Origin of the sequence: Pseudomonas sp. LTR0, from assembly GCF_036630035.1 — a bacterium.
GTDB lineage: Bacteria > Pseudomonadota > Gammaproteobacteria > Pseudomonadales > Pseudomonadaceae > Aquipseudomonas > Aquipseudomonas putida_Y.
In genome coordinates this window covers 125,001-140,491 of the sequence record NZ_CP123734.1, presented here as the reverse complement: position 1 = coordinate 140,491, position 15,491 = coordinate 125,001, and the positions used below count along the sequence as shown (strand labels likewise).

Sequence of the window (15,491 nt, the reverse complement as noted above, 5' to 3'; positions counted from 1 at the left end):
AGGCGGAACTATGTCGATGATCTCTTGACGTTTTGACGTCAATATTCCGTCTATAACTTTCTGGAATTGACTGACTGCCAAACTATTGACCTTATACAGGCCATCCTAAACAATCGGCAATGTAATGTCACATTGATATTTTTACCTTAGCCAAGCGTTTCCGAAGGACAAATGCCTTACATCATCTAAAGCGTGTTAATCCGTCAGCCACGGCACTTTTTTCATACACCTTGGCAGCCGTAAATCATGCCGTCCTCGGTGGGCAATGTCAGCGTTACCGGCGTCAAAATTCAGGTCACGGCCAATTGCCGGACTCTGATTGTCGAATAAGCACAAACCTTGCCGGAATGCGGCCAGGCAGAGGTCGATAACCAGCAAAGCCGGGGGTGCGTGCTCGCTTGGGGCACACCAGGTTTTCAAATCTGCGCCAGCCACGAGCAGCGATTTGTCACAAATCAAAGAGATGACGGACGAGTGCGCGAATACTGGCCTCCCAACCACCGGGAATCGCTTACGATTATTGAATGCAAGAAGGCAGAGGATCTGTTTTCTATAGATGAATTTTGACTAACAAGCCACAGATTTGCGCCAACAAACCAGCGCCTGTTTACTGACAATAACTAAGCTGAAACCCTAAGCCCTTGCATCCCGTCGCTGGGTCGCAGGCTATGCTGCAGTTGACGTCAAGCCGGATGATGGCTGGCTCAAAAATGAAACAATCATTGCGCCACTGCGTATGGTGCATATGAAGCACGTAGAATTGTTTACTCAACACCGATTCAAGGCGACCATTGGCAAGTTGCTTAAGCATCGGGGCGTGAGTCCCCTTATCAGCACAGCTTTACAGCACCAAAGAGAGCCAGGGTGAGCCGGCCTGACCTTAACGACGGCACACCCCCTACCCACCACAAGGATGAAGAGAGCGCCGCGTGGAATCCGAAGTCAGTCGAGTCCAACTCAGCCACGATCCACGCAGTCAGCATGACGATCCCCTGCTGGATAGTCTGTTGAGCCTGTGTGTCCTGCATCAGAAGCCCGCCAGCCGGGTCATGCTGACAACAGGCCTACCGTTACCCGCCCAGCGCCTGAGCCCTGAACTGCTGCCTCGCGCCGCGGCCCGGGCCGGCCTGCAGGGGCGCGTTCTTCAGCGAAAGCTGGAGCAGATCCCGAGTATCGCCATGCCGGCCATGCTTTTGCTGAAGGAGGGCCGCAGCGCCGTCCTGCTCGGCTGGGAGAACGAAGACACCGCGCGCCTGCTACTCAGCGAAAGCGACGGTGGCGAGGTGCACGTCAGCCGCGAAGCACTGCTAAGCGACTACAGCGGCCGAGTATTCTTCGCGCAGCCTCAGCACAAGTTCGATGTCAACCACGGCAACCTCATCCCACGCGCGAAGTCGTGGTTCCGCGACACCCTGCTGCGCAGCAAGTGGTTGTATATCGACGCCATCGCCGCGAGCTTGGTGATCAACCTGATCGCCCTGGCCGCGCCACTGTTCGTGATGAACGTGTATGACCGGGTGGTGCCAAACCAGGCCACCTCGACGCTTTGGGTACTGGCCATCGGTATCGCCGGCGCGTACATCTTCGACCTGATCCTGAAAGGCCTGCGTGGCCTGTGCCTGGACCTGGCCGGCAAGAAGACCGATCTGATCATCTCGGCAACGCTGTTTGAACGTATCGTCGGCATGTCGATGAAGTACCGGCCGGCGCGGGTCGGCAGCTTTGCCCAGAACATTCACGAGTTCCAGGGCCTGCGCGACTTCCTCGCCTCGCTGACCCTGACCAGCCTGATCGACCTGCCCTTCACCATCCTGATTTTGATCGTCATCGCCATCATTGGCGGGCACCTGGTGTGGATTCCGATCATCGCCTTCCCGCTGGCTCTGGGTATCGGCTACGCCCTGCAGCGGCCACTGATGGCGACCATGGAGCGGACCATGGCGTTGGCATCAGAGCGCCAGTCCAGCCTGATCGAAACCCTGGCAGGTCTGGATGCGGTAAAGGTCAACAACGCCGAAAGCGAACGCCAGTACATGTGGGAGCAAACCCTCGGCACCCTGAGCCGCCTGGAACTGCGCGTGAAAGTGCTGTCGAGCCTGGCGATGAACATCACCCTGCTGATCCAGCAACTGGCAGGCGTGGCAATGATCTGCGTCGGCGTGTACCTGATCATAGATGGCAACCTGAGCATGGGCGGCCTGGTGGCTTGCTACATGCTCAGCGGCCGCGCCCTCGGCCCTTTGGGCCAGCTCAACGGCCTGCTCGCCCGCTACCAGCAAGCCAAGGTAACCATGGTCTCCACCGACCACATGATGGATCTGCCGCAAGAGCGCAACTTCGAAGAACGCCCGCTGAGCCGCAAGGTGCTGCAGGGCAGCGTGGAGTTCCGCGGGGTCGACTTCACTTATCCGAACCAGCAGAACCTGGCCCTGAAGAATATCAACCTGACCATCCGCCCTGGCGAGAAAGTCGGCATCATCGGTCGCAGCGGCTCGGGCAAGAGCTCGCTGGCCAAGCTCATCGTCGGCCTGTACGAGGCCGACGGTGGCTCGCTGCTGGTCGATGGCGTCGACATTCGCCAGATCGATGTCAGCGAACTGCGCCACAATATCGGCTACGTCCCACAGGACATTCAGCTGCTCGCCGGCACCTTGCGTGACAACCTAGTCAGCGGCGCCCGTTACATCGAGGACGAACTGATCCTGCAGGCCGCTGAACTGGCGGGTGTACATGAATTCGCCCGGCTGCACCCCGACGGCTACGAGCTGCAAGTGGGTGAACGCGGTCAGAACCTGTCCGGCGGACAGCGGCAGAACGTCGCCTTGGGCCGTGCGCTGCTGCTCAACCCGCAGATCCTGCTGCTGGACGAGCCGACCAGCGCCATGGACAACACCGGTGAAGAACGCCTCAAGCAGCGCCTGCAAGCGGTGGTAGAGGGCAAGACGGTACTGCTGGTCACGCACCGTGCCTCGTTACTGTCGCTGGTAGACCGGCTGATCGTGATCGATCGCGGGCAGATTGTCGCCGACGGCCCGAAAGCCGCGGTCATGGATGCACTGAAGAAGGGGCAGATCAGTGTTGCATAAGCTGGATATTGGGCAGTTCAAGGACGGCCTGCGGCGCTATTTCAAAGGCAGCGACTCGCTTGGCGGCCAGCCGCTGCCCGAGGTAAACAAAGCCCTGATCGAAGATGCGCCGCGGGTGGTTCGACTGACCATCTGGGGCGTGATCCTGTTCTTCGTGTTCTTGATCGTATGGGCGAGCGTTGCGCCCATCGACGAAGTTACCCGGGGTGAAGGCAAGGCCATTCCGTCTTCCAAGGTGCAGAAGATCCAGAACCTGGAGGGCGGAATCGTTGCCGAAATCTTCGCCAAGGAGGGGCAGATCGTCGAAGTGGGCCAGCCATTACTGCGCCTGGATGAAACCCGCTTCGCCTCCAACGTAGGTGAAACCGAGGCTGACCGCCTGGCCATGGCCCTGCGGGTCGAACGCTTGAGTGCCGAGGTCCAGGACATCCCGCTGGTAATCGACGAGAAGCTGCGTAAAGCCGCGCCAAACCAGGCGGCCAATGAAGAGTCGCTGTACCAGAGCCGGCGCCAGCAACTGCAGGACGAAATTGGCGGCCTGCAAGAGCAGTTGGTCCAACGCCAGCAGGAACTGCGCGAATACAGTTCCAAGCGCACCCAGTACGCCAACAGCCTTGCGCTGCTGCGCAAGGAAATCAGTATGTCCGAACCGCTGGTGGCAACCGGCGCGATTTCCCAGGTTGAAGTGCTGCGCCTGCGCCGTGCTGAAGTGGAAAACCGCGGTCAGCTGGATTCCACTGCGCTGGCGATCCCACGCGCAGAGGCGGCCATCCGCGAGGTGCAAAGCAAGATCGAAGAGACTCGTGGCAAGTTTCGAAGTGAAGCGCTGACCCAACTGAACGAGGCACGCACCGAACTGAACAAGGCTACTGCCACCAGCAAAGCGCTGGACGACCGGGTGCACCGCACACTGGTCACTTCGCCCGTGCGAGGTATCGTCAAGCAACTGCTTGTGAACACCATTGGCGGGGTAATCCAGCCAGGCAGCGATATCATCGAAGTCGTGCCACTGGACGACACGCTGGTCATCGAGGCTAAGATCCTGCCCAAAGACATCGCCTTCCTGCACCCTGGCCAGGAAGCGACGGTCAAGTTCACCGCGTATGACTACACCATCTACGGTGGGCTCAAGGCCAAGCTGGAGCAGATTGGCGCCGACACCATTACCGATGAAGACAAGAAGACTACGTATTACCTGATCAAGCTGCGCACTGATCGCAGCCACCTAGGGACTGACGAGAAGCCACTGCTGATCATCCCGGGGATGGTGGCGACGGTGGATATCATGACAGGCAAGAAGACCATCATGAGCTACCTGCTCAAGCCGATCATGAAAGCGCGCTCGGAAGCGCTGCGCGAGCGGTGATAGCCGGCCTGCTGGTTTCGCCATTGCTGCAGGAGCGGCCTTGTATCGCGACGGGGCTGCACAAGCGGCCCCGTGTATCGCTACGTGAATCCTGGGGCCGTTCCGCGCCCCTTTTCCGGCTCTAGGTCGCTTCTACGGCGGGGCACGAAAAGACGTTCAGCGCCAGGGCGCAGGCTCACCCACCAGTTGCCCCTGAATCCCGCCCACTCCCATCTCCTGCAACACCAACCGTTCCCCTTCCGTCTCGACTCGCTCGGCAATCAGCGGAAGGTCGATGCTGTGCGCCGCTCGCTGTATCGCTTCGATGAACAGCCGCTTGTGCTGCTCATGATCGATGTTGCGGATGTAACTGCCGTCAATCTTCAGGTACGCCAAGCCTAGGTGCGCCAGATTACCTATCATGCTGAAGCGCCCGCCAAAGCGTTGCAACGCCAGGCCGAAGCCAAGCCCATGCAGGCGCCGGGTGAGTTGCTCCAATGCTGCCTGCTCAGGCAACTGCTCCTCGCCAATTTCAAATACCAGCCGCGGGCCAAGCGCCGCGTTCTGGCCCAGCAGCTCGAAAACGCGCTGAAGAGCCTTGGGGTCGGCCAGGGTGGCGGCGGACAGGTTCAACGCCACCACCTGATCATGCCCTCGCAGGTGCGCCAACACTTTCTCCAGCACCAGCACATCCAGCCGCGGCATCCAGCCGAAGCGCTCCAGCCAAGGCAGGAAGCGGCCCGCCGGCAAGGCTTCACCCTGGCCATCCTGCAAACGCGAAATGACTTTGTGATGCAGTATCTGTTGCGAGGAAGCGCAATCCATCACGGGCTGGAAGAAAAGTTCGAAATGCCCATTGATAAACGCCTGATCGAGCCGCTTGTGCCAGGCATGCTGGCTGTCCGCAGCAACCGCGGCAACACCTTGCTCAAGGCATACCCAACCTGGCGTTGGCTGGTTCTCAGCGCGGGCCAGAGCCTCGTCGGCGAGCTTCAGCAACGCCTGCGGTGAATCACCAGGGCTGAATGGCGCCAGGCCTATACATGCCACCGGGTCGATATCACTGGCACCTGTTTCGTGCAGGCTCTGCAACGTTGCCTCCAGAGCCTGGGCAAGCTGTACTGCCTCCTCATGCACCATGCCCGGTGCCAGCACTGCAAACTCGCCGCCGCGGCTGCGGGAAATGAGGTCTTTGGTTTCTGGGTAGCTGGCACATGTACGGCGCAGCTGTTCACCTACCGCTTGCAACAACTGGTCAGTACGCTGGCCGCCAAGGCGGGCGTTAAGGCCGGCCAGGCCCTGAACCCGCAACAAAAGCAGGTAGCCGGCGCGCGCGTCTTCCAGGTTGCTTACCCGAGTGTTCAGCTGCATTTCGAAATAGCGGCGGTTCGACAACCCGGTCAGGCTGTCCTGATAGGACTCCGCCCGCAGCCGTTCACTGCGCTCGGCCTGCTCGGTGAACAGGGCTTTGAGCTTCTCGACCATCTGGTTCATCGCTTGCACCACGCGGCGTAGCTCCGGCGTGCGTGGCAACTCTGGGAGGCTGAGGAATTCGCGGCGGGCAATGGCGTGGGATTGCTCGACCATGTAGTCCAGCGGCTTCAACTGACGGCGCAATAACAAGGCACCGAGCACGGCACTGGCCGCACCGCACAACAGCAACCAACCGAGGCTGCCCAAGGCACTTTGCCAAAGCTTGGCAATGGCGAACATCGGGTGGCTGATCACTTCAACGCGCGCGGCCTGTTGCCAGCCACGGCTGACGATTGCATCGCCGCCGGCGGCCTCTAGGCCGATCAGGTGCACGAACCAAAGCGGGACACCGCCAGGATCTGGCTCGGCGAGACGCTCCACCAGCACGGCATTGGAGCCCAGATCGACAACCTTGATGCTTGCATAGTAACCACTGTCGAAGATCGAGCTGACCATCAACTCGACCATCGCTGGGTCGTCGATATTCGGCGTCAGCGAAAGCGCCAGCGCAGTGGCCGCATCCTGAGCGTGCGAGCGCAACTGGTTGACGTACTGGCTGCGCGAGCTTTCCAGGCTGACCATGAAACTGCCACTGAAGGCGACTACCAGGAACAGGCAAATGGCCAACAGCAATTGTTTGAACAGTGACATCTGTGCTCCTTCAGTAAACCGGCTCGGCCGGGAACCCTTCGGCCTGCATTTTCTTCAACAAATCCTGCCAGCGTGACAGCCGCTTGGTATCACCAACCTTCTTGTTCCCTGCTGCGCCCGTCAGCCATAACCCCTCACCATTGAAGGCGTACACCGGTAGCAGGTCAGTACGCTGGCTTGCCGGCTTGATGGCATCCATCAGGCTGTCAAGCACCAAAGGCTGGGCCTGTGGGCTTGAATAATAGGTCAGGACCATGTGTGCCCGGTTCTGCCGCAGCGCCTTGACGTAGGTGATGCGCAGTTTTTCGCTGGGGATTCCCATGCGCCGAAGGCTGAAATATTTCGCAATAGCGTAATCCTCGCAGTCCCCTGCACCTTTGATCAGTGCCTGCACAGGTGTGGCCCAGTAGTCGACCTCATGCCACAGATCGATATCCTCGACATAACGCAATTGCTGGTTGAAGAAGCGGTTGATCACTTGCAACCGTTCAAGCTCAGTACCCTGCTTCTGCGTGGCCATCAGGTTCTGCCAGGCATCGATGCGGCCTTGTCCGGCACCCAGTGGGCCGTACAGGGCCTGCGACTTGCGGCTGATCTGGGAGAAATCCCAATCCGCGTGCAAGCCGCCCAGCAGAAGACTGCCCAGCAGCGCGGCAAAGCCGACATGTCGCACAACGGTTTTGAGCAAGCAGGATATCGCCACTGCGAAGCCCTGTTCAGACCAGTCGAAAGCAGCGATGGTGGGGCCTGCCACAGCAAAAGACAATGGCAACCTGCAATCACGCACCCGGCTGTCAGCCCACCTATACTTTCTACTTACATCTTTCTATAGGCAGCTTTCTTTGACGTGCGACTTCCTCCACCATAGCCGCGCTTTTGGGGCGCCCGTACCAGTGTGGGTGCAGGTTTGACACCCTCACAAGCTGTTACTAGCGTTATTGGATCCAATATAGTCATCGTTGAGGCAGGCGTAGCGTGGCCAAGAAAATCAAATTGAGTGATGTGCTGGCCAGCGAGCAGTTGTTGCCGCATCAGGCCCGTGGCGTGATCGAAGAACGCCTGCGCAGCGCCATTCTCGATGGTCGCTTGCCGCCTGGTACTGCAGTTCGCCAACAAGAGCTCGCCACCTTGTACGGCGTCAGTCGCATGCCCGTGCGCGAGGCCCTGCGCCAGCTCGAAGCGCAATCCCTGTTGAAAGTGGAGATGCACAAGGGCGCCGTCGTTGCACCGCTGATCGGCGAGGATGCAGTGGACACCTATGCCCTTCGCGTATTGCTCGAGAGCGAGGCGCTGCGCCAGTCTATCCCGCTGCTTGATGCCAGCGACATCGCCAGCGCCCGCGGGTATATCCAGCAACTGGAGAACGAGACCAGCCACACCGAAATTGGCCGCCTCAACCGCCTGCTCCACATGGCGCTGTACAGCAAGGCGCCGAACAAGAAACTACTGCGCCTTATCGAGAACGAACTGAACGAGGAAGAACGCTTCCTGCGCTTCCATCTTTCGTCCATGGGCCTGGGCAAGCTCACTCAGGACGATCACAACGCACTGGTAGATGCAGCCAGCGACAAGCTGGTGGACGAAGCGGTAGCGGTGCTGGAACGGCACCTCAATGGCGGGGCGCGGGTGATCCGTAATTACCTGGATACGCACGTGGGGCGTTAGCCTGATACCGGCCTTACGCGCGAGTTGATGGATTGCAAATTAGTACTGCCTGCAAAAAATGAGACTACATATCATTCATGCGCACGGATGCCTGCACCCTCCCCATGCCCAACAACGAGTCCGTGCAAACGCTCTGAAGTGACCACCATGACTGGTTGCATACTTGGCTCTGCAACACAGCCGAAACGGCAGATTTGGCCCAGTACACCTCCGTGAGCTTGCTAAAACGCTTGAACAATTGCAGCTGAATGCACCCACTGCCTTTTTACGCGCTGTAGCGCGAGGACTGGCTATACCCTGTCGCGTGAGCCTCAGCTGGCCGACGGCAGCAGGTATTCCAAGTTATTGCCGAGCCTGGTGCTGGGCGACAAGGGTAATTCGCCTACTCAGGCGCCGAAACAGATGCTCACGCTCTGAACCGACTGCCGCTAGGGGCCCTGGATGGTCTGCGGCTGGGCGGGGGGGGCGAGAAGTGGGGGACAGCATGAAGGTGCCTTCCTACGCCCTGTTGGACGCCTCGATCGGCTATGACCTGGGCCAGGTCGTCCTGCTAGGTGTGGATGTGCGCTTGAACGCCAACAACCTTACCAATGAACGCTACATTACCTCATGTGTCAGCCTGAACTACTGCTACATGGGTAAAGAGTGCAATGTGAGCGCCACGGCCAGTTATCAGTTCTAACCGATATTGAAACCCATAAAAGACAAAGCCCCTGTCTGCATCGCAGACAGGGGCTTTGGGTTTGAATCTTGACGATGACCTACTCTCACATGGGGAAACCCCACACTACCATCGGCGATGCATCGTTTCACTGCTGAGTTCGGGATGGGATCAGGTGGTTCCAATGCTCTATGGTCGTCAAGAAATTCTGTGTGCTGGCTCGTCCTTCGGGCGCGCCTGCGAATATCTGTAGTTCCTACTTAAAGACAAAACCCCTACCTGCATGTGCAGATAGGGGTTTTGCGAAATGAATCTTGACGATGACCTACTCTCACATGGGGAAACCCCACACTACCATCGGCGATGCATCGTTTCACTACTGAGTTCGGGATGGGATCAGGTGGTTCCAATGCTCTATGGTCGTCAAGAAATTCTGTAGCCAGAATGTCCAGATGGACAGCCCAGCGAATCCGGATATGCGATATTTGTGGTCTTACGAATTTTCGGGTCTTTCGTCTTCACCACCACAATCTGCGTAGCAGATTGCTTGGGTGTTATATGGTCAAGCCTCACGGGCAATTAGTATTGGTTAGCTCAACGCCTCACAGCGCTTACACACCCAACCTATCAACGTCGTAGTCTTCGACGGCCCTTTAGGGGATTCAAGATCCCAGTGAGATCTCATCTTGAGGCAAGTTTCCCGCTTAGATGCTTTCAGCGGTTATCTCTTCCGAACATAGCTACCCGGCAATGCCACTGGCGTGACAACCGGAACACCAGAGGTTCGTCCACTCCGGTCCTCTCGTACTAGGAGCAGCCCCTCTCAAATCTCAAACGTCCACGGCAGATAGGGACCGAACTGTCTCACGACGTTCTAAACCCAGCTCGCGTACCACTTTAAATGGCGAACAGCCATACCCTTGGGACCGGCTTCAGCCCCAGGATGTGATGAGCCGACATCGAGGTGCCAAACACCGCCGTCGATATGAACTCTTGGGCGGTATCAGCCTGTTATCCCCGGAGTACCTTTTATCCGTTGAGCGATGGCCCTTCCATACAGAACCACCGGATCACTAAGACCTACTTTCGTACCTGCTCGACGTGTTTGTCTCGCAGTCAAGCGCGCTTTTGCCTTTATACTCTACGACCGATTTCCGACCGGTCTGAGCGCACCTTCGTACTCCTCCGTTACTCTTTGGGAGGAGACCGCCCCAGTCAAACTACCCACCATACACTGTCCTCGATCCGGATAACGGACCTGAGTTAGAACCTCAAAGTTGCCAGGGTGGTATTTCAAGGATGGCTCCATGAGAACTGGCGTCCCCACTTCAAAGCCTCCCACCTATCCTACACAAGCAAATTCAAAGTCCAGTGCAAAGCTATAGTAAAGGTTCACGGGGTCTTTCCGTCTAGCCGCGGATACACTGCATCTTCACAGCGATTTCAATTTCACTGAGTCTCGGGTGGAGACAGCGCCGCCATCGTTACGCCATTCGTGCAGGTCGGAACTTACCCGACAAGGAATTTCGCTACCTTAGGACCGTTATAGTTACGGCCGCCGTTTACCGGGGCTTCGATCAAGAGCTTCGCTTGCGCTAACCCCATCAATTAACCTTCCGGCACCGGGCAGGCGTCACACCCTATACGTCCACTTTCGTGTTTGCAGAGTGCTGTGTTTTTAATAAACAGTCGCAGCGGCCTGGTATCTTCGACCGGCATGAGCTTACGGAGCAAGTCCTTCACCCTCGCCGGCGCACCTTCTCCCGAAGTTACGGTGCCATTTTGCCTAGTTCCTTCACCCGAGTTCTCTCAAGCGCCTTGGTATTCTCTACCTAACCACCTGTGTCGGTTTGGGGTACGGTTCCCAGTTATCTGAAGCTTAGGAGCTTTTCTTGGAAGCATGGTATCAACCACTTCGTCGCCTAAAGGCAACTCGTCATCAGCTCTCGGCCTTGAAATCCCGGATTTGCCTAAGATTTCAGCCTACCACCTTAAACCTGGACAACCAACGCCAGGCTGGCCTAACCTTCTCCGTCCCTCCATCGCAATAACTGGAAGTACAGGAATATTAACCTGTTTTCCATCGACTACGCTTTTCAGCCTCGCCTTAGGGACCGACTAACCCTGCGTCGATTAACGTTGCGCAGGAAACCTTGGTCTTTCGGCGTGCGAGTTTTTCACTCGCATTGTCGTTACTCATGTCAGCATTCGCACTTCTGATACCTCCAGCAAGCTTCTCAACTCACCTTCACAGGCTTACAGAACGCTCCTCTACCGCATCATCATAAGATGATACCCGTAGCTTCGGTGCATGGTTTGAGCCCCGTTACATCTTCCGCGCAGGCCGACTCGACTAGTGAGCTATTACGCTTTCTTTAAAGGGTGGCTGCTTCTAAGCCAACCTCCTAGCTGTCTAAGCCTTCCCACATCGTTTCCCACTTAACCATGACTTTGGGACCTTAGCTGACGGTCTGGGTTGTTTCCCTTTTCACGACGGACGTTAGCACCCGCCGTGTGTCTCCCATGCTCGGCACTTGTAGGTATTCGGAGTTTGCATCGGTTTGGTAAGTCGGGATGACCCCCTAGCCGAAACAGTGCTCTACCCCCTACAGTGATACATGAGGCGCTACCTAAATAGCTTTCGAGGAGAACCAGCTATCTCCGAGCTTGATTAGCCTTTCACTCCGATCCACAGGTCATCCGCTAACTTTTCAACGGTAGTCGGTTCGGTCCTCCAGTCAGTGTTACCTAACCTTCAACCTGCCCATGGATAGATCGCCCGGTTTCGGGTCTATACCCAGCGACTAAACGCCCTATTAAGACTCGCTTTCGCTACGCCTCCCCTATTCGGTTAAGCTCGCCACTGAATATAAGTCGCTGACCCATTATACAAAAGGTACGCAGTCACCTAACAAAGTAGGCTCCCACTGCTTGTACGCATACGGTTTCAGGTTCTATTTCACTCCCCTCTCCGGGGTTCTTTTCGCCTTTCCCTCACGGTACTGGTTCACTATCGGTCAGTCAGTAGTATTTAGCCTTGGAGGATGGTCCCCCCATATTCAGACAAAGTTTCTCGTGCTCCGTCCTACTCGATTTCATTGATAAGAGATTTTCGTGTACGGGGCTATCACCCACTATGGCCGCACTTTCCAGAGCGTTCCACTAATCTCAAACCAACTTAAGGGCTGGTCCCCGTTCGCTCGCCACTACTAAGGGAATCTCGGTTGATTTCTTTTCCTCAGGGTACTTAGATGTTTCAGTTCCCCTGGTTCGCCTCTTGCACCTATGTATTCAGTACAAGATACTCAGCTTATGCTGAGTGGGTTCCCCCATTCAGAGATCTCTGGATCACAGTCTGTTTGCCGACTCCCCAAAGCTTATCGCAGGCTACCACGTCTTTCATCGCCTCTGACTGCCAAGGCATCCACCGTATGCGCTTCTTCACTTGACCATATAACCCCAAGCAATCTGGTTATACTGTGAAGACGACATTCGCCGAAAATTCGTACGTTGCTCTTTCGAGCAGAACTCACAAATTTTACCTTAGCCTGATCCACCAGCAGTGAAACTGGTGTTCAGTCTATATCTATCACATATCCGAATTTTTAAAGAACGATCTGACAAAAGTCAGAAATCAACATTCGATACAAATGCTCATTTCTGAGTTTGATCAAGGTACAGCAAGTGGTGGAGCCAAGCGGGATCGAACCGCTGACCTCCTGCGTGCAAGGCAGGCGCTCTCCCAGCTGAGCTATGGCCCCGCATATTGGTAGGTCTGGGCAGATTTGAACTGCCGACCTCACCCTTATCAGGGGTGCGCTCTAACCAACTGAGCTACAGACCTATATAGGGTCTTGATCGTCTTCGACAATGAATCAAGCAATTCGTGTGGGAGCTCATCAGCAGGCTGATGTCGTCGATTAAGGAGGTGATCCAGCCGCAGGTTCCCCTACGGCTACCTTGTTACGACTTCACCCCAGTCATGAATCACACCGTGGTAACCGTCCTCCCGAAGGTTAGACTAGCTACTTCTGGTGCAACCCACTCCCATGGTGTGACGGGCGGTGTGTACAAGGCCCGGGAACGTATTCACCGCGACATTCTGATTCGCGATTACTAGCGATTCCGACTTCACGCAGTCGAGTTGCAGACTGCGATCCGGACTACGATCGGTTTTGTGAGATTAGCTCCACCTCGCGGCTTGGCAACCCTCTGTACCGACCATTGTAGCACGTGTGTAGCCCAGGCCGTAAGGGCCATGATGACTTGACGTCATCCCCACCTTCCTCCGGTTTGTCACCGGCAGTTTCCTTAGAGTGCCCACCATTACGTGCTGGTAACTAAGGACAAGGGTTGCGCTCGTTACGGGACTTAACCCAACATCTCACGACACGAGCTGACGACAGCCATGCAGCACCTGTGTCAGAGTTCCCGAAGGCACCAATCCATCTCTGGAAAGTTCTCTGCATGTCAAGGCCTGGTAAGGTTCTTCGCGTTGCTTCGAATTAAACCACATGCTCCACCGCTTGTGCGGGCCCCCGTCAATTCATTTGAGTTTTAACCTTGCGGCCGTACTCCCCAGGCGGTCAACTTAATGCGTTAGCTGCGCCACTAAAATCTCAAGGATTCCAACGGCTAGTTGACATCGTTTACGGCGTGGACTACCAGGGTATCTAATCCTGTTTGCTCCCCACGCTTTCGCACCTCAGTGTCAGTATCAGTCCAGGTGGTCGCCTTCGCCACTGGTGTTCCTTCCTATATCTACGCATTTCACCGCTACACAGGAAATTCCACCACCCTCTACCGTACTCTAGCTTGCCAGTTTTGGATGCAGTTCCCAGGTTGAGCCCGGGGCTTTCACATCCAACTTAACAAACCACCTACGCGCGCTTTACGCCCAGTAATTCCGATTAACGCTTGCACCCTCTGTATTACCGCGGCTGCTGGCACAGAGTTAGCCGGTGCTTATTCTGTCGGTAACGTCAAAACAGCAAGGTATTAACTTACTGCCCTTCCTCCCAACTTAAAGTGCTTTACAATCCGAAGACCTTCTTCACACACGCGGCATGGCTGGATCAGGCTTTCGCCCATTGTCCAATATTCCCCACTGCTGCCTCCCGTAGGAGTCTGGACCGTGTCTCAGTTCCAGTGTGACTGATCATCCTCTCAGACCAGTTACGGATCGTCGCCTTGGTGAGCCATTACCCCACCAACTAGCTAATCCGACCTAGGCTCATCTGATAGCGCAAGGCCCGAAGGTCCCCTGCTTTCTCCCGTAGGACGTATGCGGTATTAGCGTTCCTTTCGAAACGTTGTCCCCCACTACCAGGCAGATTCCTAGGCATTACTCACCCGTCCGCCGCTGAATCAAGGAGCAAGCTCCCGTCATCCGCTCGACTTGCATGTGTTAGGCCTGCCGCCAGCGTTCAATCTGAGCCATGATCAAACTCTTCAGTTCAATACTGCTTGGGTTTTTAAGAAACCCTAAACTTGGCTCAGCAATCTCAAATGACTATGTGATTTCTCGCATGGCCACTTGTGATGCTGATAATCTTTTTGACTATCAGTCCGTACTCACAAGCACCCACACGAATTGCTTGATTCGATTTGTTAAAGAGCGTTTGGTTAAGAGCTTTTCGTCTCAACCGAGGCGCGCATTCTACGCTTTCCTCAGAGCCTGTCAAGCGTTTATTTTGAAGTTTTTGCGAGAAACTCGTTTAGCTTCAAACACTTAACTCGCTTCGATCTCTCGTCGCGGGAGGTGAATAATACAGCATTCAAAAACACTGTCAACCACCTTTTAACTACAGCTGGCTAACCTTGCGGCCAACCAGGACGAAGCATGAGCTTCTACTTAAAGACAAAACCCCTACCTGCATGTGCAGATAGGGGTTTTGCGAAATGAATCTTGACGATGACCTACTCTCACATGGGGAAACCCCACACTACCATCGGCGATGCATCGTTTCACTACTGAGTTCGGGATGGGATCAGGTGGTTCCAATGCTCTATGGTCGTCAAGAAATTCTGTAGCCAGAATGTCCAGATGGACAGCCCAGCGAATCCGGATATGCGATATTTGTGGTCTTACGAATTTTCGGGTCTTTCGTCTTCACCACCACAATCTGCGTAGCAGATTGCTTGGGTGTTATATGGTCAAGCCTCACGGGCAATTAGTATTGGTTAGCTCAACGCCTCACAGCGCTTACACACCCAACCTATCAACGTCGTAGTCTTCGACGGCCCTTTAGGGGATTCAAGATCCCAGTGAGATCTCATCTTGAGGCAAGTTTCCCGCTTAGATGCTTTCAGCGGTTATCTCTTCCGAACATAGCTACCCGGCAATGCCACTGGCGTGACAACCGGAACACCAGAGGTTCGTCCACTCCGGTCCTCTCGTACTAGGAGCAGCCCCTCTCAAATCTCAAACGTCCACGGCAGATAGGGACCGAACTGTCTCACGACGTTCTAAACCCAGCTCGCGTACCACTTTAAATGGCGAACAGCCATACCCTTGGGACCGGCTTCAGCCCCAGGATGTGATGAGCCGACATCGAGGTGCCAAACACCGCCGTCGATATGAACTCTTGGGCGGTATCAGCCTGTTATC

Annotated in this window: 5 protein-coding genes, 2 tRNA genes, 6 rRNA genes and 1 pseudogene (1 of these 14 only partly in view); 4 read left to right on the top strand and 10 right to left on the bottom strand. The window is 55.9% G+C overall.

Annotated features, from left to right (window positions below):
- Positions 1-929: 929 nt before the first annotated feature.
- A complete protein-coding gene (locus QCL51_RS00655) occupies positions 930-3,086 on the top strand; it encodes a type I secretion system permease/ATPase (protein WP_021785124.1) in 2,157 nt (718 codons plus the stop codon).
- Positions 3,076-4,452: an HlyD family type I secretion periplasmic adaptor subunit gene (locus QCL51_RS00650; protein WP_021785125.1), complete on the top strand. Its 1,377-nt coding sequence runs from the start codon at positions 3,076-3,078 to the stop codon at positions 4,450-4,452. The genes QCL51_RS00655 and QCL51_RS00650 overlap by 11 nt, the downstream gene beginning before the upstream one ends.
- 156 nt (positions 4,453-4,608) lie before the next feature.
- On the opposite strand, the gene lapD is transcribed toward QCL51_RS00650, so the two are convergent.
- Both lapD and lapG read right to left on the bottom strand, forming a co-directional pair.
- Entirely contained in the window at positions 4,609-6,555 is a 1,947-nt protein-coding gene (gene lapD / locus QCL51_RS00645; RefSeq protein ID WP_338444515.1) for a cyclic di-GMP receptor LapD, read from the bottom strand.
- 10 nt (positions 6,556-6,565) lie between these two features.
- Positions 6,566-7,327, bottom strand: a complete 762-nt coding sequence (lapG, locus tag QCL51_RS00640; protein ID WP_172402884.1) for a cysteine protease LapG — start codon at positions 7,325-7,327, stop codon at positions 6,566-6,568.
- A 203-nt stretch (positions 7,328-7,530) separates the two neighbouring features.
- Between lapG and QCL51_RS00635 the strand changes: the two genes are divergently transcribed.
- Positions 7,531-8,220, top strand: a complete 690-nt coding sequence (locus QCL51_RS00635; RefSeq protein ID WP_103468999.1) for a GntR family transcriptional regulator — start codon at positions 7,531-7,533, stop codon at positions 8,218-8,220.
- Between the two features lie 333 nt (positions 8,221-8,553).
- Positions 8,554-8,902: pseudogene (locus QCL51_RS00630) on the top strand (TonB-dependent receptor); the annotation flags it as partial.
- A 66-nt stretch (positions 8,903-8,968) separates the two neighbouring features.
- On the opposite strand, the gene rrf (QCL51_RS00625) reads toward QCL51_RS00630, so the two are convergent.
- The 8 genes from rrf (QCL51_RS00625) to QCL51_RS00590 form a co-directional block, all read right to left on the bottom strand.
- Positions 8,969-9,084 (bottom strand): 5S ribosomal RNA (rrf, locus tag QCL51_RS00625).
- A 109-nt stretch (positions 9,085-9,193) separates the two neighbouring features.
- Positions 9,194-9,309 (bottom strand): 5S ribosomal RNA (gene rrf, locus QCL51_RS00620).
- Positions 9,310-9,439: 130 nt separating this feature from the next.
- Positions 9,440-12,332: ribosomal RNA gene (locus QCL51_RS00615) — 23S ribosomal RNA — on the bottom strand.
- 234 nt (positions 12,333-12,566) lie between these two features.
- A tRNA-Ala gene (locus tag QCL51_RS00610) sits at positions 12,567-12,642 on the bottom strand.
- Positions 12,643-12,648: 6 nt separating this feature from the next.
- Positions 12,649-12,725 (bottom strand) — tRNA-Ile (locus tag QCL51_RS00605).
- A gap of 77 nt (positions 12,726-12,802) precedes the next feature.
- Positions 12,803-14,339 (bottom strand): 16S ribosomal RNA (locus QCL51_RS00600).
- 448 nt (positions 14,340-14,787) lie between these two features.
- Positions 14,788-14,903, bottom strand: a 5S ribosomal RNA gene (rrf, locus tag QCL51_RS00595).
- Positions 14,904-15,033: 130 nt separating this feature from the next.
- Positions 15,034-15,491: ribosomal RNA gene (locus QCL51_RS00590) — 23S ribosomal RNA — on the bottom strand (it continues 2,435 nt past the right edge of the window).
- Together the 16S, 23S and 5S rRNA genes with 2 tRNA genes alongside form the textbook arrangement of a ribosomal RNA operon.